Annotated in this window: 23 protein-coding genes; 5 read left to right on the forward strand and 18 right to left on the reverse strand. The window is 73.3% G+C overall.

Going from position 1 to position 22,320, the window contains the following annotated elements; translation table 11 throughout:
- Positions 1–540 (reverse strand): TetR/AcrR family transcriptional regulator (locus VKZ81_RS07890; protein WP_324240785.1); only part of this gene is annotated, 540 nt, incomplete at its 3' end.
- Between the two features lie 140 nt (positions 541–680).
- Between VKZ81_RS07890 and VKZ81_RS07895 the strand changes: the two genes are divergently transcribed.
- The gene (locus VKZ81_RS07895; RefSeq protein WP_324240786.1) at positions 681–1,520 is read left to right on the forward strand and encodes an alpha/beta fold hydrolase; all 840 of its coding nucleotides are present in this window, start codon (positions 681–683) and stop codon (positions 1,518–1,520) included.
- An 18-nt stretch (positions 1,521–1,538) separates the two neighbouring features.
- Here VKZ81_RS07895 and VKZ81_RS07900 read toward each other — a convergent pair whose 3' ends face one another.
- From VKZ81_RS07900 to VKZ81_RS07970, 15 genes are read right to left on the reverse strand one after another with little or no spacing between them, the layout of a single operon-like run.
- Positions 1,539–2,312, reverse strand: a complete 774-nt coding sequence (locus VKZ81_RS07900; protein WP_324240787.1) for an enoyl-CoA hydratase/isomerase family protein — start codon at positions 2,310–2,312, stop codon at positions 1,539–1,541.
- Positions 2,305–3,117: an amidohydrolase family protein gene (locus tag VKZ81_RS07905; RefSeq protein ID WP_324240788.1), complete on the reverse strand. Its 813-nt coding sequence runs from the start codon at positions 3,115–3,117 to the stop codon at positions 2,305–2,307. The genes VKZ81_RS07900 and VKZ81_RS07905 overlap by 8 nt, the downstream gene beginning before the upstream one ends.
- On the reverse strand, positions 3,114–3,863 hold the full coding sequence (locus tag VKZ81_RS07910) for an SDR family NAD(P)-dependent oxidoreductase (RefSeq protein WP_324240789.1): 750 nt from the start codon (positions 3,861–3,863) through the stop codon (positions 3,114–3,116). The genes VKZ81_RS07905 and VKZ81_RS07910 overlap by 4 nt, the downstream gene beginning before the upstream one ends.
- Positions 3,860–5,071: a CaiB/BaiF CoA transferase family protein gene (locus VKZ81_RS07915; protein WP_324240790.1), complete on the reverse strand. Its 1,212-nt coding sequence runs from the start codon at positions 5,069–5,071 to the stop codon at positions 3,860–3,862. Before VKZ81_RS07915 ends, VKZ81_RS07910 begins: the two co-directional genes overlap by 4 nt.
- 1 nt (position 5,072) lies before the next feature.
- Complete coding sequence (locus tag VKZ81_RS07920) at positions 5,073–6,533, reverse strand: aldehyde dehydrogenase family protein (protein WP_324240791.1); 1,461 nt, start codon at positions 6,531–6,533, stop codon at positions 5,073–5,075.
- A complete protein-coding gene (locus VKZ81_RS07925) occupies positions 6,530–7,015 on the reverse strand; it encodes a MaoC family dehydratase (protein ID WP_324240792.1) in 486 nt (161 codons plus the stop codon). The genes VKZ81_RS07920 and VKZ81_RS07925 overlap by 4 nt, the downstream gene beginning before the upstream one ends.
- Positions 7,012–7,899, reverse strand: coding sequence for an HpcH/HpaI aldolase/citrate lyase family protein (locus VKZ81_RS07930; protein WP_324240793.1), 888 nt, complete (start codon positions 7,897–7,899; stop codon positions 7,012–7,014). The genes VKZ81_RS07925 and VKZ81_RS07930 overlap by 4 nt, the downstream gene beginning before the upstream one ends.
- Before the next feature lies 1 nt (position 7,900).
- Positions 7,901–9,064 (reverse strand): acyl-CoA dehydrogenase family protein, encoded by a 1,164-nt coding sequence (locus VKZ81_RS07935; RefSeq protein WP_324240794.1) that lies wholly within the window; start codon positions 9,062–9,064, stop codon positions 7,901–7,903.
- The gene (locus VKZ81_RS07940) at positions 9,065–10,711 is read right to left on the reverse strand and encodes an AMP-binding protein (protein ID WP_324240795.1); all 1,647 of its coding nucleotides are present in this window, start codon (positions 10,709–10,711) and stop codon (positions 9,065–9,067) included.
- Between the two features lie 30 nt (positions 10,712–10,741).
- Positions 10,742–11,464 carry an ABC transporter ATP-binding protein gene (locus VKZ81_RS07945; RefSeq protein WP_324240796.1) on the reverse strand — a complete coding sequence of 241 codons (723 nt, stop codon included), beginning with the start codon at positions 11,462–11,464 and terminating at the stop codon, positions 10,742–10,744.
- Positions 11,448–12,224: an ABC transporter ATP-binding protein gene (locus VKZ81_RS07950; RefSeq protein WP_324240797.1), complete on the reverse strand. Its 777-nt coding sequence runs from the start codon at positions 12,222–12,224 to the stop codon at positions 11,448–11,450. Before VKZ81_RS07950 ends, VKZ81_RS07945 begins: the two co-directional genes overlap by 17 nt.
- Complete coding sequence (locus tag VKZ81_RS07955; RefSeq protein ID WP_324240798.1) at positions 12,221–13,147, reverse strand: branched-chain amino acid ABC transporter permease; 927 nt, start codon at positions 13,145–13,147, stop codon at positions 12,221–12,223. The genes VKZ81_RS07950 and VKZ81_RS07955 overlap by 4 nt, the downstream gene beginning before the upstream one ends.
- Positions 13,144–14,034: a branched-chain amino acid ABC transporter permease gene (locus VKZ81_RS07960; RefSeq protein WP_324240799.1), complete on the reverse strand. Its 891-nt coding sequence runs from the start codon at positions 14,032–14,034 to the stop codon at positions 13,144–13,146. Before VKZ81_RS07960 ends, VKZ81_RS07955 begins: the two co-directional genes overlap by 4 nt.
- 1 nt (position 14,035) lies before the next feature.
- Entirely contained in the window at positions 14,036–15,226 is a 1,191-nt protein-coding gene (locus VKZ81_RS07965; protein WP_324240800.1) for an ABC transporter substrate-binding protein, read from the reverse strand.
- On the reverse strand, positions 15,223–16,353 hold the full coding sequence (locus VKZ81_RS07970) for an NDMA-dependent alcohol dehydrogenase (RefSeq protein WP_324240801.1): 1,131 nt from the start codon (positions 16,351–16,353) through the stop codon (positions 15,223–15,225). Before VKZ81_RS07970 ends, VKZ81_RS07965 begins: the two co-directional genes overlap by 4 nt.
- Positions 16,354–16,785: 432 nt before the next feature.
- On the opposite strand from VKZ81_RS07970, the gene VKZ81_RS07975 reads away from it, so the two are divergent.
- A complete protein-coding gene (locus VKZ81_RS07975) occupies positions 16,786–17,622 on the forward strand; it encodes a CBS domain-containing protein (RefSeq protein ID WP_324240802.1) in 837 nt (278 codons plus the stop codon).
- A 4-nt stretch (positions 17,623–17,626) separates the two neighbouring features.
- Here the strand turns inward: VKZ81_RS07975 and VKZ81_RS07980 are convergent, their stop codons facing one another.
- On the reverse strand, positions 17,627–18,391 hold the full coding sequence (locus VKZ81_RS07980; protein WP_324240803.1) for an SDR family NAD(P)-dependent oxidoreductase: 765 nt from the start codon (positions 18,389–18,391) through the stop codon (positions 17,627–17,629).
- A gap of 9 nt (positions 18,392–18,400) precedes the next feature.
- Positions 18,401–19,522, reverse strand: a complete 1,122-nt coding sequence (locus VKZ81_RS07985; RefSeq protein ID WP_324240804.1) for an acyl-CoA dehydrogenase family protein — start codon at positions 19,520–19,522, stop codon at positions 18,401–18,403.
- 40 nt (positions 19,523–19,562) lie between these two features.
- On the opposite strand from VKZ81_RS07985, the gene VKZ81_RS07990 reads away from it, so the two are divergent.
- From VKZ81_RS07990 to VKZ81_RS08000, 3 genes are read left to right on the forward strand one after another with little or no spacing between them, the layout of a single operon-like run.
- Complete coding sequence (locus tag VKZ81_RS07990; RefSeq protein ID WP_324240805.1) at positions 19,563–20,750, forward strand: thiolase family protein; 1,188 nt, start codon at positions 19,563–19,565, stop codon at positions 20,748–20,750.
- Positions 20,751–21,515 carry an SDR family NAD(P)-dependent oxidoreductase gene (locus tag VKZ81_RS07995; protein WP_324240806.1) on the forward strand — a complete coding sequence of 255 codons (765 nt, stop codon included), beginning with the start codon at positions 20,751–20,753 and terminating at the stop codon, positions 21,513–21,515.
- Positions 21,516–21,547: 32 nt separating this feature from the next.
- Complete coding sequence (locus tag VKZ81_RS08000; protein ID WP_324240807.1) at positions 21,548–22,312, forward strand: crotonase/enoyl-CoA hydratase family protein; 765 nt, start codon at positions 21,548–21,550, stop codon at positions 22,310–22,312.
- Positions 22,313–22,320 lie beyond the last annotated feature (8 nt).

Here is a 22,320-nt window from a genome sequence, read left to right on the forward strand (position 1 = left end):
CCCGCCCAGCAACGTCCCGGGTAGCTCGTCGATCACGCGCTGGAACGCGCTCATGTCGCCGGACAGCCGGGACAGCACGAGGCTGCCCTCGATGCGGACGAACGCCTCCTCGGCGGCGGTGCGCGCCGCCTCCGGGGAGGCACCGGCGCGGGCCGCGGCCGCGGCCATCGCGTCGATCCACGCCGCGGTGATCTCCCCCGCCGCCGCGCGGACCGACTCCGGGGCGCCCGACAGCGTGAGCGTGTTCAGCACGCACGGCAGCGCGCCGCCCGCGTAGACCTCTGCGATCCGCCTGCCCGACTCGACGACGCCCGCGTGCACGTCGGGGTCGCTCCGCATCGGCTCGAGGACGTCGACGAAGATCCGCCGCACCCACTCCATCACGGACTCGGCCATTTGCACCTTGCCGCCCGGGAAGCGGTGGTAGAGGCTCGCCCGCTGCAACCCCGCACCCTCGGCGAGCGCGCCGAGAGACGCACCTTCGAAGCCGTAGACGCGGAAGACCTGCACGAGGCGCTCGAAGAGCTCGTCGTCGGACACGGACTGAGGACGCGGCACACCACGACGTTACCGAACGGACGGTATGGCTACAACGTCTCGTACGTCACGTTGTATTACCGGTCGTTCGGTAATAGCTTCAGTGACGTCCCAACCGGCAACCGGATGAAGACGAAGAGGCGATGGAGATGCCAACGATCACCGTCGGGCAGGAGAACAGCGCCGACATCAACCTGCACTACACCGACCGCGGCAGCGGCCAGCCGGTCGTGCTGATCCACGGCTACCCGCTCAGCGGCGACTCGTGGGAGAAGCAGGAGGAACGGCTGCTGGACGCCGGCTACCGCGTCATCACCTACGACCGCCGCGGGTTCGGCCGGTCGAGCAAGCCGTCGGGCGGCTACGACTACGACACCTTCGCCGAGGACCTCAACAAGGTCCTGACCACCCTGGACCTGACCAACGTCGTGCTCGTCGGGTTCTCGATGGGCACCGGCGAGGTGGCCCGCTACATCGCCCGGTACGGATCGCAGCGCGTGGCGAAGGCCGTGTTCCTGGCCTCGCTGGAGCCGTACCTGCTCAAGACCGAGGACAACCCGACCGGCCTGGACCAGAGCGTCTTCGACGGCATCGAGGCCACCGCGAAGGCCGACCGGTACGCCTGGTTCACGAAGTTCTACGAGGACTTCTACAACCTCGACGAGAACCTCGGCTCCCGCATCAGCGAGGAGGCCGTGCGCGCCAGCTGGAACGTCGCGGCGGGCGCCGGGGCGCGCGCCTCGTGGGCGGTCGTGCAGACCTGGCACACCGACTTCCGCGCCGACATCGAGAAGGTCGACGTCCCCGCGCTCATCGTGCACGGCACGGGCGACCGGATCCTGCCGATCGACAACACCGGCCGGGAGTTCACCAAGCGCCTCCCGAAGGCGCGCTACGTCGAGATCGAGGGTGCGCCGCACGGCATGCTGTGGACGCACGCCGACGAGATCAGCGACCTCCTGGTCGAGTTCCTCGCCGAGTGAGCGGCAGGTAGCGGACGCTCACGCGTCCGGGTCGGGGAAGCGGGGCCTCCTCTTCTCCAGGAAGGCCCCCGCCCCCTCGACCATGTCGGGGCTGCCGATGGCCTGCACGAGCATGCCGAGGCCGTTGGTGAACGAGTCCCGGGCGGCGTTCCACCAGATGTTCGAGCTGATCTTGGCGATCTCGAGGTAGCGCGGCGAGAGCGCCGCGAGCTCGTCGACCAGCGCGTCGACGGCAGCGACCAGCTCGTCGTCGGGAACGACCGCGTTGACCAACCCCAGTTCCAAGGCCTGGGCGGCGCTGTAGCGGCGGCAGAGCAGCGCCATCTCCTTGGCCCGCTTCTCTCCGATCTGCACGCCGAGCACGTTGGTGGCGCCGGTGACGGGGGCGCTGCCGACCCGGGGCCCGGTCTGCCCGAACGTGGCCGACTCGGCGGCGATCGCGAGGTCGCACGCCACCACCAGCTCGTTGCCGCCGCCCGCCGCGGCCCCGTTGACCGCGGCGATCACCGGGCGGGGGTGGGTGCGGACCGCGTCGAACAGCCGCAGCGATCCCCGGTAGAGGCCGCGCATCGCGGTGACGTCCGGCGCGGAGAGGTCCTCGAGCGCCCCGCCGGCGCAGAACGCCCCCGGCGCCCCGGTGATCACCACGGCGCGGCTGCGGGTGGAGGAGTCGAGCGCCGCGACGACCGCCTCGGCCATGGCCGGGTCGTAGGCGTTGCGGCGCTCGGGGCGGTTGAGCGTGATCCAGGTGGCCTCGCCGCGCTGCGCGACGACAACGGCGTCGTCACCCATCGGCCGCCACCCCGACGAGGCGGGCGAAGTTCCCGCCGAGGATGCCCGCGGTGGCCTCGTCGGAGAGGCCGAGCCCGCGGATCGCGGCGATCTCGGCGGCCGGGTCGGCCATCGGCCAGTCCGAGCCGAACACGATCCGCTCGGCCCCGTGCTTGCCGATGATCTCCCGGACCCGCTCCGGCGCCAGCTGCGCCATCGTCGGCGGCCACGACGTCTCGAGGTAGACGTTCTCGCCGAGCAGCTCCTCCTCGGCCTCCTCGAGGCGGTGGTAGCCGCCGAAGTGGCACGCGACGAGCTTCAGGTCCGGGAACCGCCGGGCGATCGCGCGGATCATGCCCGGGGTGGCGCGCTCGTTGCTCTCCCGGTCGCCACCCGCGCCGACGTGCGCGATCACCGCGATCTCCGAGCCGAACGCCTCGAGAAGATCCCACACGCGCACGTCGTCGTAGGCGAAGCCCTGGAACAGCGAGTGCAGCTTCACCCCGCGGATGCCGTGGCGGCGCAGGCTCGCGAGGTTCTCCTCGACGGAGAGGTCGGGGTGCACGGTGCCGAAGCCGAGGAGGTCGCCGCCCCGGCTGCGCGCGACGAACGCGTTGACCCGGTCCACGTACTTCGCGCTGTCGGCGATGCCGAGCAGCACGCCGCGGTCCACCCCGGAGCGGGCGAGGACGTCGTGCAGGCTGGACAGCTTCCCGTCGCCGACCCGCGGCAGCTGCGGCACCCGCGGCCCGAGCGCTTTCTCGGCGATCGCGTCCGGCCACGCGTGGCAGTGCACGTCGATGATCTTGGGCACGTCGATGATCACGGCTGGCCCCCGTCCACGGTGATCACCGCACCGGTGGTGTAGGACGACCAGTCCCCCGCCAGGTACAGGGCGGTGCCGACGATCTCGGCGGGCCGCCCGCCGCGGCGCAGGGCGAACGTCGCCGCGCGCCGGGCGAAGGCGTCCATGTCCCACGCGGCGCTGATGTCGGTGAGGAACGTGCCGCACATGATCGCGTTGACCCGCACCGACGGCCCGAACGCGTGGGCGAGCCCGCCCGTCATCGCGTTCAGCCCGGCCTTCGCCGCCGCGTACGGCACGATGTCGGCCCGCGGGTGCACCGCCCCGGTGCTGCTGATGTTGATGATCGACCCGCCGTCACCGGCCGCCATCCGGGTGCCGACCAGGCTCGCCAGCCGGAACGGGCCCTTCAGGTTGACGCCGATGACCTTGTCGAACAGCTCCTCGGTGACGTCGGCGACCGTGTCGTAGCGCGGCGACATCCCGGCGTTGTTGACGAGCACGTCGACCCGCCCGAACTCGGCGTAGACGCGCTCGACCAGCTGGTCGACCTCGTCCCAGCGCCCGACGTGCGCGCCGACCGCCAGCGCTCGCCGCCCGCTGCGCTCCCGCACCTCGGCGGCGGTCTTCTCGCAGTTGGCGAGCTTGCGGCTGGCGATGACGACGTCCGCTCCCGCCGCGGCGAAGCCGAACACGATCTCGCGGCCGAGCCCGCGGCTGCCGCCGGTGACGAGGGCGACCTTCCCGGTCAGGTCGACGCCGGTCATGCGGCGTGGGCGGGGTTGGAGCCGACGACCTCGGCCTGGTCGAGCGCGGCGAGCTCCTGCCCGGAGATGCCCAGCAGCTCGCCGAGCACCGGCGCGGTGTGCTCGCCGATCTCCGGCACGCCGTCGTAGACCGGGCCCGCGTAGCTGTCCAGGTGCAGCACCGGCCCGGGCACCAGCGCCGGGCCCAGCACGGTGCCGGCGAGCTCGACGAGGGTGCGCTCGCGGAAGTGCGGGTCGACCACGATGTCGGCGGCGTCGTTGACCGGTGCGGCGACGACCTCGTGCGCGTCGAGGTCGGCGAGGACCTCCGCCCGCGGCCGGGCCGCCACCCACGCCGTGACGATCTGCTGCAGCTCGTCGTTGTGCTCGAGCCGCGCCTGGTTCGTGGCGAACCGGGGGTCCTCGCGGAACTCGGGGTGGTCCATGGCGTCGAACAGCCGCATCGCGATCGACTGGTTGGACGCGGCGATCGCGAGCCAGTGCCCGTCGCTCGCCTGGTAGATGCCGCGCGGCGACGCCGAGCCGGAGCCGTTGCCGACCCGCTGCTGCACGTAGCCGGTCGCGCTGTAGTTGAGGATGACGTCGCCCATGATGAACATCAACGGCTCGTAGAGGGCCACGTCGACGACGTCGCCGCGCCCGGTCGCGGTGCGCCGCAGCAGGCTCGTGGTGGTGCCGAACGCGGCGGCGAGCCCGGCGATCGAGTCGGCGAACCCGAACGGCGGCGACGTCGGCGGGCCCTCCGGCCACCCGTTGACGAACGCGTAGCCGCTCGCGGTCTCGGCCACGGTGCCGAAGCCGGGCCGCTCCCGGTAGGGGCCGGTCTGGCCGAAGCCGGACACGCGCGTGAGGACCAGGCCGGGGTTCTCCGCGGACAGCACGTCGTAGCCCAGGCCCCACTCCTCCATCCGGCCGGGCCGGAACGACTCGATCACGACGTCGACCCGAGCGGCGAGCCGGCGCACCAGGTCGCGGCCCTCCGAGCGGCGCAGGTCGATCCCCACCGACTCCTTGCCGGCGTTCAGGCGGGCGAACCCGATCGACAGGCCCTCGTGCTGCGGCGTCCAGTGCCGGGCGTAGTCGCCGACCCGCGGGTCCTCGACCTTGACCACCCGGGCGCCGAAGTCGCGCAGCATCCGCCCCGCCGTCGGCGCGGCGTACATGGTGCCCAGCTCGAGCACCGTGATCCCCTGGAGCGGTGGGGCCACCTCACACCCTCCACTGCACGTGCTGCACCTCGAGGTACTCCCGGATGCCCCACTCCCCGATCTCGCGGCCGACGCCGGAGCGGCCGAAGCCGCCGAACGGCGCGTCGGGCCGCATGTTGCCGCCGCCGTTGATCCACACCGTGCCGGAGCGGAGCCGGGCGGCGATCGCCTTGCCGTGCTCGACGTCGGGGGTGAAGACGTTGGCGGCGAGCCCGTAGGCGGTGTCGTTGGCGAGCCGGATCGCCTCCTCTGTGTCGGCGAACGGGACGAGCACCGCCACCGGCCCGAAGATCTCCTCCTGCACGGCGCGCGCGGAGTGCGGCAGGCCGCCGATCACCACCGGGTTGACGAAGTAGCCGCGGTCGGGCACCGGCGTGTCCAGCGACAGCACGATCTCGCCGCCGTCGACCAGCGCGCCGTCGATGTACGACTGCACCCGCGCCCGGTGGTCGGGGCGGATCATCGGGCCGATGTTGACGCTGCGGTCCCACGGGTCGCCGACCTTCAGCGCGGTGAACGCCTCCTTCGAGGCGCCGAGGAACTCGTCGACGAGGCTCTCGTGCACGAGCAGCCGGGCGAGCGCGGCGCAGCCCTGCCCGCCGTTGCGGGCCCACCGCAGGTGGATGTCCTTGGCCAGGCCCGCCGCGTCCACGCCGGGCAGCAGGATGTTCGGCGACTTGCCGCCCAGCTCCAGCGTCACGCCCTTCAGCCCGGCCGCGGCCTGTTCCATGATCTTCGCGCCGACGGCGTCGGAGCCGGTGAACGAGACGCGGTCCACGAGCGGGTGGCTGGTGAGGTGCTGTCCGACCTCCGGCCCGCCGAGCACCACGTTGAGCACGCCGTCGGGGATCTCGGCCTCGCAGAACAGCTCCCCGAGCCACAACGTGGTGAGCGGGGTGCGCGGGGAGGGCAGCAGCACGGCGGTGCAGCCCGCGGCGAGCGCGGCGCCGAACTTGAAGATAGCCAGGTTGAGCGGGTAGTTGTAGCCGGTGATGCAGGCGACCACGCCCGCGGGGCGGTAGGCCACCACGGAGCGCGTGGGCACCGGGTCGTGCCACTCCCCCAGGTCCACGGTGCGGTCCACCAGGGCCGCCTCGGCCTGCCAGCGCAGGTGCGCGATCCCCAGCTGCACCTGCATGATCTCGGCGAACGCGATCGGCGTGCCCACCTCGTTGACGATCGCGGCGGCGAGCCGTTCGGAGTTGCGCTCCATGAGGTCGGCGAGCCGGTGCAGGGCGGCGCTGCGCTCGGCGGGCGACGCGGCCGCCCACGCCGGGAAGGCGCGCCGCGCCGCGGCCACGGCCTCGTCCACCTGCGCGAGGCCGGCCGTCGCGACCGTGGCGGTGACCTCCTCGGTGGCCGGGTTGACCGCCTCGATCTCGGGGCCGGCGCCCGGGACGGCGCGCCCGCCGATCGTCAGGTCGCGGGCCGTCGGCACCCAGTGCCGCAGGTCCGTGGTCATGCGTTCCCCACCTCCGGGTTGCTGCCGCCGTTCTCGGGCCGCTTGGCCATGAGGCCGGCCCGCTTGCAGACCAGGATCAGCTGGTCGTGCTGGTTGTAGCCGCGGTGCTCGAACCACACGATCCCGCTGTCGGTGCGGCTCCTGCTCTCGCGCTTGTCCAGGATCGTGGTCTCCCCGCGCAGGGTGTCGCCCGCGAACACCGGGTGCGGGAACGTGACCTCGTCGTAGCCGAGGTTGCCCAGCGTGGTGCCGAAGGTCAGCTCCATGACGTGGAAGCCGCCGACCAGGGCGAGGGTGAACAGGCTGTTGAACACCGGCCGCCCGTGGATGGTGCCCTTGGCGAACTCGTGGTCGAGGTGCAGCGGCTGCGGGTTCATCGTCAACGACGTGAACAGCACGTTGTCGGACTCGGTGACGGTCCGGGTGAACGGGTGCCGGTAGACCCGCCCGACCTCGAACTCCTCGAAGTACAGCCCCCTCACCGCTCCACCCCCGGGATCGAGCGCGCGTGCGCGAGCCATTCGCGCGCGGTGTCGGCGTGCGCCTTGTCGATGTGGACGCCGCGGTAGCGCACGGCGCCGTGGCCCGCGGCGGCGGCCTCCTCGTAGGCGGCGAGCAGGCCCTCGTGGAACGCGATGTCCTCCGGCGTCGGGGAGAAGGCCTCGTTGACGATCGGGACGTGGCTCGGGTGGATCGCGATCATGCCCCGGAACCCGAGCCTGCGGCCGTGCTCGGCGAACGCCTTGAGCCCGGACAGGTCGTCGAGGCGCTCCCACAGCCCGGTGAGCGGGTGGATCCCGGCCTCCCGGCTGGCGAGCAGGATGCGGCTGCGCAGGTAGAGCGTCTCCGCACCGCCGGGCGTCCACTGGTAGCCGACGGCGCGGGCGATGTCGGCGTGCTCCGCGGTCGGGCCGATCATCGCGCCGACCCGCCGCGACGCCGTCGCGATGGCGCGGGCCTCCTGGATCGCGCCGATCGTCTCGACCGGCACGATGTACTGCAGGCCGTCGACCCCGTTGCGCTCCTCGAAGTGGTCCAGCAGCGCGTCGTAGCGCAGCACGTCCGTGGCCGAGGTGATCTTCGGCGCGAACACGCCGGTGAGCCCGGGGACGACGACGGCCTCCAGGTCGGCGCCGGTGGTGCGGGTGTCGAGCGGGTTGACCCGCACGAAGACGCCCACGCGGTCGTCGTGCTCGCGGATCCGGCGGATCGAGTCCGCGACGGTGGCCCGGGCGCCCGCCTTGAGCTCGGCGGGCACCGAGTCCTCGAGGTCGAGCACCACGCAGTCGGCGCCGGAGGCGAGCGCCTTGTCCACCCAGGCCGGCTTGTGCCCGGGGACGAACAGGATCGAGCGGTACGGCTGCATGTCAGTAACTCCGGGGCAGCCCGAGCACGTGCTCGGCCGTGTAGTTGAGCACCATCTCCTGGCTGATCGGCGCGATCCGCATGAGCCGCGCCTCGCGGAAGTACCGCTCGACGTGGAACTCCTTGCCGTAGCCGAACCCGCCGTGGGCCTGCAGCGCGGCGTCGGCGGCGAAGAAGCCGGCCTCGGCGCACAGGTACTTCGCGGCGTTCGCCTCCCGCCCGCACGGCAGCCCGCGGTCGAGCAGCCAGGCGGCGTGCTGCGCCACCTGCCGCGCGGCGTCCAGCTTGATCCGGGCCTCGGCGAGCGGGAACGCGATGCCCTGGTTCTGCCCGATCGGGCGGCCGAACACCTCGCGCTGCCTGGCGTACTCCACACCCCGGCGCAGGGCGGCCTCGCCGATGCCGAGCGCGGCGTTGGCGCTGATCACGCGCTCGGCGTTGAGCCCGCCGAGCAGGGTGCGGAACCCGCGGCCGACCTCGCCGACCACGTCCTCGTCGGCGACGAACAGCTCGTCGATGAACAGCTCGTTGGTGTCGACGGCGTTGCGGCCGAGCTTCGGGATCGGCCTGACCTGCACCTTCTCCCGGTCGATCGGGGCGAAGAAGAGGGTGAGCCCCTCGGTCCTGCGCTCCGGGTCCTTGGGCGCGGTGCGGGCCAGGAGCAGCATCCGCGTGCTCTCCTGGGCCTTGGTGATCCACACCTTCTTGCCGGTGACGGACCAGCCGCCGTCGACCTTGCGGGCCGCGGTGGAGATGTTGGTGGTGTCGGTGCCCGCGTCCGGTTCGGTCACCGCGAACGACACGTGCAGCTCCCCGCGGGCGGCCCGGGGCAGGAACCGGCGCTTCAGCGACTCCGACCCGTGCTCGATCACCGGGTGGAAGCCGAAGATCCCGATGTGCACGGCGCTGCAGCCGTTCATGCCCGCGCCGGAGGCGGCGATCTCGTGCTCGACGATCGCCGCTTCGGTGACCCCGAGCCCGCCGCCGCCGTACTCCTCGGGGATCGTGAGCCCGAGCCAGCCGGCGTCGCGCACCGCGTCGTAGAACTCCCACGGGAACTCGTGGGCGGTGTCGCGCTCCATCCAGTACTCGTCCGGGAACCGTTTGCACAGCGCCCGCACGGCCTCGCGGATCTCGCGGTGGGTGGGGTCCTCGGTGAAGTCCATCTAGACCCCCACCGCGCTGAGCCGGTCGTGGGTGTCCGGGGTGACGCCGAGCTCGCGCAGCTTCGCCTTCTGCACCCGCTCGGACGGGGTCTTCGGCAGCGCCTCGACGATCCGGACGAACCGCGGGACCGCGAACGCGGGCACCCGCCCGGTGCAGAACTCCCAGATCTCGCGCGGGTCGACCGGGCGGTTGGTGACGAGGTAGGCCATCACCTCGTCCTCCCCCGCCTCGACCTCGGCGGCCACCCCGATCACGGCGCACTCGACCACGGCGTCGTGGCCCAGCAGCGCCTGCTCGACCTCGTAGGAGCTGATGTTCTCGCCGCGGCGGCGCAGCGCGTCCTTGTAGCGGTCGACGAAGTAGAACCAGCCGTCGGCGTCCCTGCGCAGCGCGTCGCCGGTGTGGAACCACAGGTTGCGCCACGCCTCGGCGGTCCTGTCCGGCATGCCGTAGTAGCCCAGCGAGCACGTCCACGGGTGTTTGGGCCGCACGACCAGCTCGCCGACCTCCCCGACCGGCACCTCCCGGTCGGTCTCGGGGTCGACGAGGCGGACGTCGAACCAGTCCGCGGCGAGCAACCCGGCGGCCCCCGGCGGCCGGTCCTCGCCGTAGGGCGCGAGGATCGGCGCGCTGGTCTCGGTGAGCCCGAAGACCTCGACGAACGCCTCGATCCCGAACCGCTCCTTGAACCCGGCGAGGATGGAGCTGGCCGTCGGCGCCGCGAACACCGAGCGCAGCCGGTTGTCCGCGTCGTCGGGGCGCCGCGGCTGCTTCCAGATGAAGTCCATCATCACGCCGATGAGGTTGGTGACGGTGACCCCTGAAACGCGCAGGTGCTCGGCCCACCGGCTCGCCGAGAACCTCGGCCGGCACACCACCCGGGCGCCGGCGATCAGCGCCGGGTAGGCCGCCATGAACTGGGCGTTGCCGTGGAAGAGCGGCGTGCAGGTGAAATAGACGTCGTCGGGCGTGAGCCGCTGCAGGCTCACGACCTCCTCGCCGAAGAAGAACATCTGCCCGTGCGGCATCGCCACGCCCTTCGACGGGCCCGTGGTGCCGGAGGTGAAGAAGATCGAGGCGAGGTCGTGCGGCCGCACGTCGGGGAACCGGGCCCCGGGCCGGGCGCCGCGCGCGAGCTCCTCCCACGGATCGGCCGCCCAGCCCGCCGCGCGCAGCGCGTCGATCGCCTGCTCGCGGGAGCCGGTGTCGATCACCCAGAAGCGCTCGATCACGCGCGCGGCGTCGGCGACGCCCAGGAACTTCGGCGCGTGCACGTCGTCGATCACCGCCCAGCGCGGGGCCGCGACGTTCAGCTGGTGGGCCAGGAACACGCCCTCGTAGGCGGTGTTGATCGGGACCTCGACGGTGCCGCCGATGCCCGTGCCGAGCCAGGTGCGCAGGAACTGCGAGGAGTTGGCGGCCATCACGAGCACCCGGTCGCCGGGCTCGGCGCCGGCCTCGGCGAGCCGGTCGGCCACCGACTCCGCCTGCGCGAGCGCCTCGCCGTAGGTGAAGGTGACCCCTTCCTCGGGCAGGTCGAGCAGGACCGCGTCGGGCCGCCGGGCGGCGTGGTGGCGCAGGGCGGTCGGGAGGGCCCAGTCGTCCTGGTCGGGGAAGGCCGGCACGAGATCGGTGTAGGTCCGCATGTCACCTCCGTCCCGATAATCTAATCATGATTAGAGTTTGTTGGCCAGGGCCGCCTCCCCGAGGAACACCCGGAGGACGGGGGTGTGCGAGCGGGCGAGCTCGGCGGCGCCGCGGAAGACGACCTCGCCGCGGGCCATCGCGACGACCTCGTCGGCCACGGCGAGGCCCGCCTCGGCGTTCTGCTCGACGAGCAGCACCGCGATCCCGGAGTCGGCCATCTCGCGGACGGCGCCGAGTACGGCCTCGACCATCGCCGGCGCCAGCCCCATCGACGGCTCGTCGAGCAGCACCGCGCGCGGCTGCGCCATCAGCGCCCGGCCGAACGCGAGCATCTGCTGCTCGCCGCCCGACAGCAGGCCCGCGGGTCCGTCGCGGCGCTCCCGCAGGATGGGGAACAGCTCGTACACCCGCTCGACGAGCTCGCGCGAGCGGGCCTTGGGCACCGTGTAGCCGCCCAGCACGAGGTTCTCCTCGACCGTCAGCGGCGCGAACACCCGCCTGCCTTCGGGCACGAGCACCATGCCCGCGCGGACCACGGCGTGCGGCGGGCGCCCGGTGACGTCGGTGCCGTCCAGCACGATCCGACCGCGGTGGGCGGGCACCAGCCCGGCGGCCGCCCGCAGGGTGCTGGTCTTGCCCGCCCCGTTGGCGCCGAGCACGAGGGTGACCCGGCCCGGGGCGGCGGAGAGGTCGACCCCGCGCACGGCCGCGGCCGCGGCGTAGCGGACGTGCAGGTCAGCGATCTCCAGCACCGTGCGCCGCCTTCCCGAGGTAGGCCCGCTGGACGGCGGGTTCGCGCACGACGTCGGCGGGGGCACCCTCGGCGATGCCCACGCCCTCGTTCATCGCGAACAGCCGGTCGCAGGTGTCGACCATCATCTGCACGTCGTGCTCCACGAGCAGCTGCGCGAGGCCCTCGTCGCGCAGCCGGCGCAACAGGTCCGCGACCTCCCGCCGCTCGGAGTGGTTCATCCCGGCCGTCGGCTCGTCGAGCAGCAGCACCCGCGGCTGCGCCGCCAGCGCCCGGGCGATCTCCACCCGCCGCGCGGTGCCGTAGGACAGCTCGCCGGGGCAGCGGTCGAGCACGTCGCCGATCCCGGTGCGCTCCACGGCGGCTGCGACCTCCGGCACGGCCCCGCGCCGCACCAGCTCGCGGAGCCGGGCCGCGCGGCCCGCGTGCAGGTCCGCGCCGAGCTGGACGTTCTCGAGCACGGTGAGGTCCCCCAGCAGCCGGACGGTCTGGAAGGTGCGCGCGATCCCCCGCCGGGCGAGCCGGTGCGGCGGGGCGGTGGTGTAGTCGGCGCCGTCGAGGGTGAGCCTGCCCCGGGTGAGCGGCACGAGCCGCGTGACGGCGGCGAGCAGCGTGCTCTTGCCGGAGCCGTTGGGTCCGAGGATCCCGAGGATCTCGCCCGTGGCGAGGGCGAGGTCGATCCCGTCGACGGCCTTGATCCCGCCGAAGTGGACGGCCACGTCGCCGGTGGCGAGGACCGGCGCGATCACCGGCGCGGTCACGGCCGGGCCTCCTGCAGCGCGGCGAGCGCCCGCTCCGGGTCGTCGGCCTGCGGGCGGTCCTGCTCGTCCGCGGGCAGGCCGCGCCGCCGGGCCCGCCGCCACGCCGACTGCGCGACCCCGAGCAGGCCGGTCGGCATGTAGACCGCGGCCAGCGCCACGAGCACGCCGTAGACCACCGGCTGCCAGTCGCCGACGAACTGCAGCACGGTCGGCAGCCACGTGAAGATCACGGCGCCGATCGCGGCGCCCGCCCAGGACAGCGCCCCGCCGACGATGATCATCGTGAGCGCGGTGACCACGAGGTGGAAGCCGATCGTCTCCGGCGAGACCGTGGTGCGCAGCAGGCTGTTCATCCCGCCCGCGCAGGCGCCGAGCGCGCCGCTCACCACGAACACCCGCCGCCGCACCCGGCCCACGTCGATGCCGAGCGAGACCGCGAGCTGCGGGTCCTCGCGGACGGCGTCGACGCGCCGCCCGAACGCCCCCCGCTCGCTCACGGCGAGCAGCAGGACGACGATGCCGGTGATCGCGACGACGTGCCCCGTGGTGAGCGTGCTGATCGCCCCGTACAGGCCGGTGGCCCCGCCGGTCAGCTCCCCGCCGTTGACCGCGACGACGCCGAGGAACAGCGCGAACGCGATCGTGGCCATGCCCAGGTAGAGGCCGGCGAGGCGGGCCACGAGCAGCGCCAGCAGGTACCCGGCCACGGCGGCGATCACGACGCCCACGCCGATCGCGAACACCGGAGCCACCTGCAGGCGGATCGTCATGATCGCGGCCGCGTACGCGCCGATCGCGTAGCTGCCGACACCCGCGAACGAGAACACCCCGGCCCGCAGCGGGACCTGGATCGACAGCGCGAGCAGCAGGGAGACCAGCGTCGACTGGACGAGCACCGCGTGGGAGGACAACCAGGTCGTCACGTGCGGCGCACCTCCATGCGGCCCAGCAGGCCGCGCGGGCGGACCAGCAGCATCGCGAACAGCACGCCGAACGCGATCGCGGGCGCCCACGTGCCGGACGTGGTGACCAGCACGAGCGTCTCGATGCCGGCGAGCACCATCGCCCCGATCACGACCCCGGCGATGCTGCCGACGCCGCCGAGGATGATCGCGGCGAACGCCTTGAGCAGGAACGCGTCGCCGGTCTCGGGGGCGATCGAGCCGAGGTGGTAGGTGAGCAGCACGCCGGCGAGCCCGGCGAGCCCGCCCGCGACCGCCATCGTCAGCAGCGCGAGCCTGCGCCGGTCGACGCCCATCATCGCGGCGACCTCCGCGTCCACGCCGATCGCCCGCAGCGCGAGGCCCGCCCGGGCGGCGCGCAGCCACCACGCGATGAGCCCGGCGATGCCGAGCGCGGCCACGAGGATCACGACCTGGACGTCGGTGACCCGCACCGGCCCCAGGTCGTGCACCGTCACCTCGAACGTCCCGGCGGAGTAGCCGAACGGCACGCTGCGCGTCACGTACTGGGCGACGGCGAGCGGGATCCCGGCGATCCCGATGCCGGCCACGATGATCTGCAGCTGCGCCGTGTGGGCGTCGGCGGCGCGGCGCTGGATCGGCTCGAACGCGAGCACCTGCACCGCGAGCGACAGCACCGCGCCGATGCCGACCCCGATCGCGATCATGGCCGGCATCGGCAGCGGCACCGCCTGCACCGCGAGGTGCGCACCGAAGGCGGAGAACATGAAGATCGAGCCGTGGGCGAAGTTCAGCACGCCGATCGTGCCCCACGCGAGGCTCATCCCGAGCGCGAACAGCAGGTAGAGCGAGCCGAGCGTGAGGGCGTTCAGGACGTCCTGGGCCATCTCAGGGGGTGCCGTCCTCGAGGACGGCCTCGCCCGCGCCGTCCCAGCGCACCAGCACGCCGGGCACGCGCGCGTCGTGGCCGTCGAACGTGATGTCGCCCTGCGCCCCGGCGAACCCCTCCGCCGCGATCGCGGCCAGGCCCTGCTGCACGGCGGCCCGGTCGACGCTGTTCGCCCGCGCGATGCCGCGGGCGATGAACCACACCGCGTCGTAGGCCTCGGCCGCGTAGTTGTTCGGCATCTCCCCGCCGTACTTGGCCTGGTAAGCGCGCACGAACTCCTGCGAGGTCGGGGCGGCCTGGGTGGCGGTGAAGTTGGTCGGCCAGATCGCGCCCGCCGCCTGCTCTCCCGCGGGCGCGAGGTTGCCCGCGCCCATGGCGCTCATCCCGACGATCTCGCCGGTGAACCCCGCCTGCCGCAGCTGCGTGATCGCGACGGGACTCTGCGGCCCGGTCAGCATCAGGAACGCGACGTCCGGCCCCTGACCGGCGATCTGCGAGGCGGCGGTGGTGAAGTCCTGCGCGGTGACCTCCACCCCGGCGGACCCGACGACCTGGAAGCCGTGCTGCTCCCCCAGCGCGGGCACCGCCTTCTGGCCGAGCTCGACGAGCGTCGGGTTGCCGCTGTTGAACAGCACCGACGCCGTCCGCACGCCCTTCCCGGCGAGGTGGGCGCCCACGAGGGCGAAGTACGACTGCGCGGGCGGCGTCACCCGGAACGTGTAGTCCCCGACGAGCACGCCCTCGCTGCCCGCCTGGACGTAGACGACCGGCATGCCCGCGCTCTGCGCGATCGGCGAGACGGCCGCGGCCTGCGCGCTCGCCTCCGGGCCGAGGATCGCGGCGTAGGACGGGTCGGCGATGGCCTGGCTCGCGGCGCTCGCCGCCTCCTGGGTGCTCGCGGCCACGTCCTTCGTCTCGATCTCGAGCGTGCTGCCGCCGAGCAGCCCGTCCTGCGCGATCCGCTCGACCGCGAGGTCGATGCCCTTCTGGGCGTTGATCCCGGCGAACGAGACCGGCCCGGTGAGCGCCCGGGTGGAGAGGATCTTGATGGTGGGCGGCAGGCCCTCCCCTCCCCCGCCGCCGCTCGCGCCGGCCGGGGCGCCGGCCTGGCCACCCGGCGCCGTGCACGCGGTGGCGCCGATCGCGATCAGGAGCGCTCCGGCCGCCCGGAGCCAACGGGTTCCCCTCATGGCCGAAAGCCCTCGTAGACGATGACGCCGCGGAGGTTCTTGCCGTCCCGCAGGTCGGCGAAGGCCTCGTTGATGTCCTCGAGCCGGTAGGTCTTCGTGATCAGCTCGTCGAGTTTGAGCCGGCCGCGCTTGTACAGGTCCGCGAGCAGCGGGATGTCGTTGCGCGACCGGGTCGTGCCGTACAGCGAGCCCTGCAGCCGCTTGCCCGACATCGCGAACGTGAACAGGTCGAACTGCACGTCCCGCTGCTGCACCGGCGCGGCGGCGGTGAGCACGATGACCCCGCCGCGGCGGGTGAGCTGGTTGGCCTGTTCGACGATCTCGCCGCGCGCCACGTCCACCGTGATGATCACGCGGTCGGCGCCCTGCCCGTTCGTCATCTGCTCCACCAGGCTCGCCGCCTCGGCGTGCGTGGCGACGGCGTGCGTGGCGCCGAACTCCTTCGCCGTGTCCCGTTTGAACGCCACCGGGTCGACCGCGACGATGTTCTTCGCGCCGCGGTGCACCGCGCCCTGCACCGCGTTCATGCCGACCCCGCCCGTCCCGAAGACCACGACGGTGTCGCCGAGCTGCATGTCCGCCGCGTACACCGACGAGCCCCAGCCCGTCGGCACCCCGCACCCGATGAGCGACGCGGGCATGAGCGGGATCTCCGGGTCGATCCTGACCGTGGCCGCCGCGGGCGCCACCACGTACGGGGCGAACGTGCCGAGGTAGCTCATCGCGCCGACGCCCTTGCCGCGCGCGTGGATGCGGTGCGTGCCGTCCGGCGCCCGGCCGGCGAGCACCCCGGCGCCGAGGTCGCACATGTTCGCGCGCCCCGAGACGCACATCCGGCACGTGCCGCACGACGGCAGGAAGGACAGCACCACGTGGTCGCCCTCCCGCAGGTCGTGCACCTCCGGCCCGACCTCGACGACCACCCCGGCGCCCTCGTGCCCGCCGAGGATCGGCGCCCAGTCGAGCGGGATGTCCCCCGTGTCGAGGTGGTCGTCGCTGTGGCAGATGCCCGAGGAGGTCAGCTTGACCAGCACCTCGTTCGCCTTGGGCGGGTCGAGCTCGATCTCCTCCACGCTCCACCCCGAGCGGGTCCCCGGCTCCCAGAGCAGCGCTCCCACGGTCTGCACGGCATCAACCTCCGTCCCGGCGGCGCCCCGTCGCGCCCGCGGTGACCGTAGCCAGACCGACCCTGATCACGCTAGTCATCATGCGCATATTTTTGCGGGAGCTGCTGGTCGGAGGCGAGCAGCACGGGGTCGACGTCGTGTCGCCTCGGGTGGGTGGCCGGGTCGGGTTCACCACCGAGAAGCGTGGTTGCGTGGGCGGCCGTACCCGACTCGAGGGGCACGCCCGTTGTCGACGCGCCCGATGCGGTGGGGTGCCACCTGACAGCGGAACCCCGAAGTGAGGCCCCCACGCGGCGCCCGCACCCTGCGCGGCGTCCCAGGAGGCGTCCAGGCACTGCGCATACCAGGCAAAACTCGCAGCCGGTGACCATCCCACCACCGCCGGTCGCTCAGATGGTCCACATCGTCGCCCCCCGCGACTACGGTCGTCCCATGGCTCTGCGCGCCCGTGATGTCATGACCACCCGGGTCGTCACGGTCGGCCCGGACGACCCCGTGTCGGTGGCGGTGCACAAGATGACGGAGCTGCGCTACAGCGCCCTGCCGGTCATCGACCGGAGGTTCCGCCTCGTGGGGATGATCAGCCTGATCGACGTGCTGCGGCACCGCGAGGAGGGCGGTTCGGACGACGTGCGGGTCGGGGCGGTGATGAACCCCGACCCGCTGTCGGTGCCACCACGGGCCAGCCTGAACCTGCTGGCGCACCGGCTGCGCTCGTACGGCGAGCTGCGGGTCATGCCGGTGGTGGACGGGCAGACGCTGGTCGGGGTCGTCACGCGCAGCGACCTGCTGCGCGCGCGGAACCGGCAGAACCCGTTGGCGCGGCTGGTCCACCGGGTGAAGCGGGACGACCTCGACCGGCTGGTCGCCCCGCCGCCGGGCAGGCGCAAGCGCGCGACCCCACCCGACACGAGCCCGGTGCGGGAGGCCATGACCACCGAGGTCGTCACCGCCCGCGCCTTCGAGCCGATCGACTCCGTCGCCGACCGCCTCGTCGAGCTGCGGCACAAGTCGCTGCCGGTGGTCGACGACGCCAACCGGCTCGTGGGGATCATCAGCGAGGCCGACATCCTCGGCAAGGAGCCGCTGTCCGGGCGCACGAACGGGCGCAGCGTCGGCTCGGTCATGACGAAGGACGTCATCACCCTCTCCCCCGACGACCCGATCTCCAGCGCGCGCCTGCTCATCGCCGAGCACGGGCTGCGGATGGTTCCGGTCGTCGACCGGGGGAAGCTGGTCGGCGTGCTGAGCCGCAGCGACCTGGTCTGAGCGGCTACTTCGCGGTCAGGCCGCCGTCCACGGGCAGGGTCGTGCCGGTGACGTAGCTGGACAGGTCGCTCGCGAGGAACAGCGCCACCTTCGCGATCTCCTCCGGCTGGGCCGCCCTACCCATGGGGATCGTCGCGACGAACGCCGCCTTGCGCTTCTCGGTCTCCTCGGGGCTCGCGCGGAAGAACGCCGGCAGCCCCGGGGTCTCGACGGTGCCGGGGGCGATCGCGTTCACCCGGATCCCGTCGGCGGCGAACGCGAGCGCCATGGAGCGCACGAGCGCGATGATGCCGCCCTTGGTGAAGGAGTAGAGGGGGCTGAACGGCGAGCCGACCAGCCCGGACGTGGAGCTGGTGAAGATCACCGACGCGCCGCCGGCGGCCGTGAGCGCCTCGGTGAGGTAGCCGGTGAGGAAGAAGCCCGCCCGCGCGTTGATCTCGAGCGCGGTGTCCCACTCCTCGGGGGTGATGTCGAGCGTCGCGGCACCGGGGATGCCGACGTTGTTGTAGAGCACGTGCAGCGCACCGTGATCGCGGTGCACCTGGTCGGCCAGCGCCTTCAGCGCGTCGAGGTCGCGCACGTCGACGACCGCGGCGCTGGCCGAGCCGCCCGCGGCGAGGATCCCGTCGACGGTCTCCTTCGCGGCGTCCTCGGCGACGTCGACCACCACGACGTGGGCGCCCTCGCGGGCGAACAGCTCGGCGGACGCGCGGCCCATGCCCGACGCACCTGCGGTGACGAGTGCGGTCTTCCCGGCGAGCAGCGACATCGGTCTCCTCTAGGAGTGGGGGCGGGTGAGCGTCTTGGCGAGCTGGCCCAGCAGGACCTCGTTGCCGCCTTCGTAGATGCGCATCGGGCGGGCGTTGCGGTAGAGCCGCTCGATGGTGGACCCGGCCACGATGCCGAACCGGCCCATCATCTGCACGCACCGGTCGACGACCCGGCAGGCCGCCTCGGTGGCGGCGACCTTCGCCATCGACGACCAGTGCAGCGCGCCGAGCGGGTCGGTGCCCGCCTTCGTGGCGGCGGCGTAGGTCAGCAGCCGGGCCTGCTCGATCTCGGTCCAGCAGGTGCCGAGCATCTGCGGCAGCGGCCCGAGCCGGGCGAGCGTGGTGCCGAACTGCTCGCGCGAGGTCGTGTGCGCGACGGCCTCGTCGAGCGCCGCCTGCGCGAGCCCGACGGCCGAGCCGGCCACGGAGACGCGGAACGTCGCGAGCGTCTGCAGCACCAGCGGGAACGCCTGCCCCGGCTCGCCGACCCGCGCGTCGGCGGGCACCCGGACGCCGTCGAGCACGACGTCGCCGATCACGTGCGGGGCGATGAGGCCGGGCCCGGGCTCGACCGACACGCCCGGCGCGTCGGTGGGGACGAGGACGAGCGAGTAGCCCTCCCCCTCCTTCGCGAGCACCGTGACGAACGCGGCCGCGGGGGCGTTGGTGATGAACGACTTGCGCCCGTCGAGCACCAGCTCGTCGCCGTCGACGCGGACGGTCGTGGTGATCGAGCGCAGGTCGGAACCCACCTCGGGCTCGGTGAGGCCGAGCGCGGCGATCGCGTCGAGGGCGGCCACGCGCGGCAGCCACTCCTTCTGGACGCGGGCGCTGCCGGCCACGGCGAGGGCGTAGCTGCCGATGCCCTGCATCGCGAAGAGCGAGTCGAGGTGGGCCGAGACGCCGCCGAACGCCTCCCGCACGACGGTGACGGCGAGGGGATCGACGGCCTCCCCGGGATCGGAGCGCACGGCGAGCGCGACGAGGCCGCTCGCGCGCAGCGCGTCGCGCAGGACCGGGTCGATGTCGGTCGCGGCGTCGGCCTCACCCGCCCGCCACCGGACCTCCTCGGCCACCTCGCGGGCGCGCCCCCGCAGCTCCCGGTGCCGGGCGGGCAGGTCGAAAGTCACAGTTTCCATGTTATTGGTGCGCATGGTTATGGTGTCAACCATGCCCGCCGCCGTGCTCGTCGACGCCGTCCGCAGCCCCATGGGCCGGGGGAAGCCCGGCGGGGCCCTCTCCCAGGTGCACCCGGTCGACCTGCTCGCGCAGGTGCTCGCGGGGTTGGCCGCCCGCACCGGCATCGACCCCGGCATCGTCGACGACGTCCTGGTCGGCTGCGTCGGTCAGAACGGCGAGCAGTCGGCCACGCCGGGCCGGCAGGCCGTGCTGGCGGCGGGGTGGCCCGAACACGTCCCGGCGGTGACGATCGAGCGCAAGTGCGGCTCGGGCCAGCAGGCGCTCGACTTCGCGGTGCAGGGCGTCGTCGCCGGCGCCTACGACGTCGTGGTGGCCGCGGGCGTGGAGTCGATGAGCCGGGTGCCGATGGGCTCCGCGCGCGGCGACGCCGACCCGCACGGCCCGCAGGTCGCCCGCCGCTACCCGCCCGGGCTGGTGCCGCAGGGGATCTCGGCCGAGCTGGTGGCGCACAAGTGGGGCTTCACCCGCGCCCAGCTGGACGCCTACGCCGCCCGCTCGCACCGGCGGGCCGCGGCCGCGGCGGCCGACGGCGCGTTCGACCGCGAGATCGTGCCGATCGACACCCCGAGCGGGGTCGTGCGGGCCGACGAGAGCATCCGCCCGACCACCACCGAGGAGAAGCTCGCCGCGCTCCCGCCCGCGTTCGCGGCGAGCCCGCACGCGGCGCGCTTTCCCGAGCTGGACTTCAAGATCACCGCAGGCAACGCGTCCCAGATCACCGACGGCGCCGCCGCGATCCTCGTGACGAGCGAGGAACGCGCGGAGACGCTCGGGCTCACGCCGCGGGCGCGGGTCGTCGCCACCGCCGTCACCGGGGACGACCCGGTGCTCATGCTCACCGGCCCCATCCCCGCGACGCACAAGCTGCTGGCCCGGTCCGGGGTGCACCTGGACGACATCGGCGCGGTCGAGGTCAACGAGGCCTTCGCGCCCGTCCCGCTGGCGTGGCAAGCGGAGTTCGGGGTGGACGACGAGGTGCTCAACCCGCGCGGCGGCGCGATCGCGCTCGGCCACCCGCTGGGCGCGTCCGGGGTGCGGCTCACGACCACGCTGCTCGGGTTCCTGGAGGACACCGGGCGCCGCTACGGGCTGCAGACGATGTGCGAGGCCGGCGGCATGGCGAACGCCATGGTGCTGGAGAGCTACGGGAGGAACTGAATGGACGTCACGATCGGGTCGGCCCTCGTGACCGGCGGGGCCTCCGGGCTCGGCCGGGCGACCGCGCGCCGGCTGGTCGAGCGCGGGGTGCCCACCGTGATCGTGGACCTGCCCTCGTCGGCGGGCGCGCAGGTGGCGCGCGAGCTCGGCGGCAAGACGTGGTTCGCGCCGGCCGACGTCACCGATCCCGACGCGGTCGCGGCCGCCGTGGCCGCGGCCGACGAGCTCGCGCCGCTGCGCACGCTGGTGCACTGCGCGGGACGCGGCGGCGCGCTGCGCGTGGTCGACAAGGAGGGCAGGCCCGGGTCGCTCGAGCTGTACGAGTCGGTCGTGCGCGTCAACCTGATCGGCACGTTCAACGTGCTCAGCCAGGCCGCCGCGCGCATGGCCGCGCACGAGGCGGTGGACGGCGAGCGCGGGGTCTGCGTGCTCACCGCCTCGGTGGCGGCGTGGGAGGGCCAGATCGGGCAGCTGCCCTACGCGTCGGCGAAGGCGGGCATCGTCGGTCTCACGCTCGTGGCCGCGCGCGACCTCGCGAGCAGGCAGATCCGGGTGTGCACGATCGCGCCCGGCACGTTCGACACGCCGATCCTCGCCCGGCTGCCCGAGACCGTGAAGGAGTCGCTGGCCCAGGCGGTGCCGCACCCGCGCCGCCTCGGCCGACCGGACGAGTTCGCCCGCCTCGCGCTCGCGATCGTCGACAACCCGATGCTCAACGGCGAGACGATCCGGCTCGACGGCGCGATCCGGATGCCCCCGAGGTGAGCCCAGAAGTGAGCGCAGAGGTGAGCACAGGGATGAGCACCGAGGTGACCGTCGAGCGCCGGGGTGCGGTGCTCGTCGTGACGATCGACCGGCCCGCGGTGAAGAACGCGATCAACACGGCGGCGGCGACGCTCATCGGCGCGGCGATGGACCAGCTCGACGAGGACCCGGGCCTGTGCGTCGGGGTGATCACGGGCGCGGGCGGGGTGTTCAGCGCCGGGATGGACCTCAAGGCGTTCCTCGCCGGGGAGAGGCCGCACGTGCCCGGCCGCGGCTTCGCCGGGATCGTCGAGCGGCCGCCCGCCGCCCCGCTGATCGCCGCGGTGGAGGGGCCCGCGCTCGCGGGCGGGTTCGAGATCGCGCTGGCCTGCGACCTGATCGTCGCCGGGGAGGGCGCGACGTTCGGGCTGCCCGAGGTCAAGCGCGGGCTCATCGCGGGCGGCGGCGGGCTCCTGCGGCTGCCCCGCAAGGCCGGGCTGCCGAAGGCCACCGAGTGGGCGCTCACCGGCGACCGCATCGGCGCGGCCGAGGCGCACGCCGCAGGCGTGGTCAACCGGCTCGTTCCGGACGGGCAGGCGCTGCCCGCGGCGCTGGAGCTGGCGGAGCGGATCGCCGCGAACGCGCCGCTCGCGGTGCGGGGCACCAAGCGGATCCTCACCGAGGGCCAGGAGTGGCCCGCCGCGGAGGCGTTCGCCCGGCAGTGGGAGATCTACGCCCCGGTGCGGGAGTCCGAGGACGCGAAGGAGGGCGCTCGGGCGTTCACCGAGAAGCGGGCGCCGGTGTGGCGGGGGCGGTGAGCCCCCCG

The sequence above is a fragment of the Pseudonocardia sp. genome (genome assembly GCF_035305885.1).
Taxonomy (GTDB): domain Bacteria; phylum Actinomycetota; class Actinomycetes; order Mycobacteriales; family Pseudonocardiaceae; genus Pseudonocardia.

Excerpts from the sequence above, each read along its gene's own strand:
- VKZ81_RS07935 (WP_324240794.1), bottom strand. The coding sequence starts at position 9,064 with ATGGACTTCACCGAGGACCCCACCCACCGCGAGATCCGCGAGGCCGTG.
- VKZ81_RS07995 (WP_324240806.1), top strand. The coding sequence starts at position 20,751 with ATGGACGTCACGATCGGGTCGGCCCTCGTGACCGGCGGGGCCTCCGGG.
- VKZ81_RS07930 (WP_324240793.1), bottom strand. The coding sequence starts at position 7,899 with ATGCAGCCGTACCGCTCGATCCTGTTCGTCCCCGGGCACAAGCCGGCC.
- VKZ81_RS07980 (WP_324240803.1), bottom strand. The coding sequence starts at position 18,391 with ATGTCGCTGCTCGCCGGGAAGACCGCACTCGTCACCGCAGGTGCGTCG.
- VKZ81_RS07975 (WP_324240802.1), top strand. The coding sequence starts at position 16,786 with ATGGCTCTGCGCGCCCGTGATGTCATGACCACCCGGGTCGTCACGGTC.
- VKZ81_RS07965 (WP_324240800.1), bottom strand. The coding sequence starts at position 15,226 with ATGAGGGGAACCCGTTGGCTCCGGGCGGCCGGAGCGCTCCTGATCGCG.
- VKZ81_RS07900 (WP_324240787.1), bottom strand. The coding sequence starts at position 2,312 with ATGGGTGACGACGCCGTTGTCGTCGCGCAGCGCGGCGAGGCCACCTGG.
- VKZ81_RS07940 (WP_324240795.1), bottom strand. The coding sequence starts at position 10,711 with ATGCGGACCTACACCGATCTCGTGCCGGCCTTCCCCGACCAGGACGAC.
- VKZ81_RS07960 (WP_324240799.1), bottom strand. The coding sequence starts at position 14,034 with ATGGCCCAGGACGTCCTGAACGCCCTCACGCTCGGCTCGCTCTACCTG.
- VKZ81_RS07920 (WP_324240791.1), bottom strand. The coding sequence starts at position 6,533 with ATGACCACGGACCTGCGGCACTGGGTGCCGACGGCCCGCGACCTGACG.
- VKZ81_RS07895 (WP_324240786.1), top strand. The coding sequence starts at position 681 with ATGGAGATGCCAACGATCACCGTCGGGCAGGAGAACAGCGCCGACATC.
- VKZ81_RS08000 (WP_324240807.1), top strand. The coding sequence starts at position 21,548 with ATGAGCACCGAGGTGACCGTCGAGCGCCGGGGTGCGGTGCTCGTCGTG.
- VKZ81_RS07990 (WP_324240805.1), top strand. The coding sequence starts at position 19,563 with ATGCCCGCCGCCGTGCTCGTCGACGCCGTCCGCAGCCCCATGGGCCGG.
- VKZ81_RS07910 (WP_324240789.1), bottom strand. The coding sequence starts at position 3,863 with ATGACCGGCGTCGACCTGACCGGGAAGGTCGCCCTCGTCACCGGCGGC.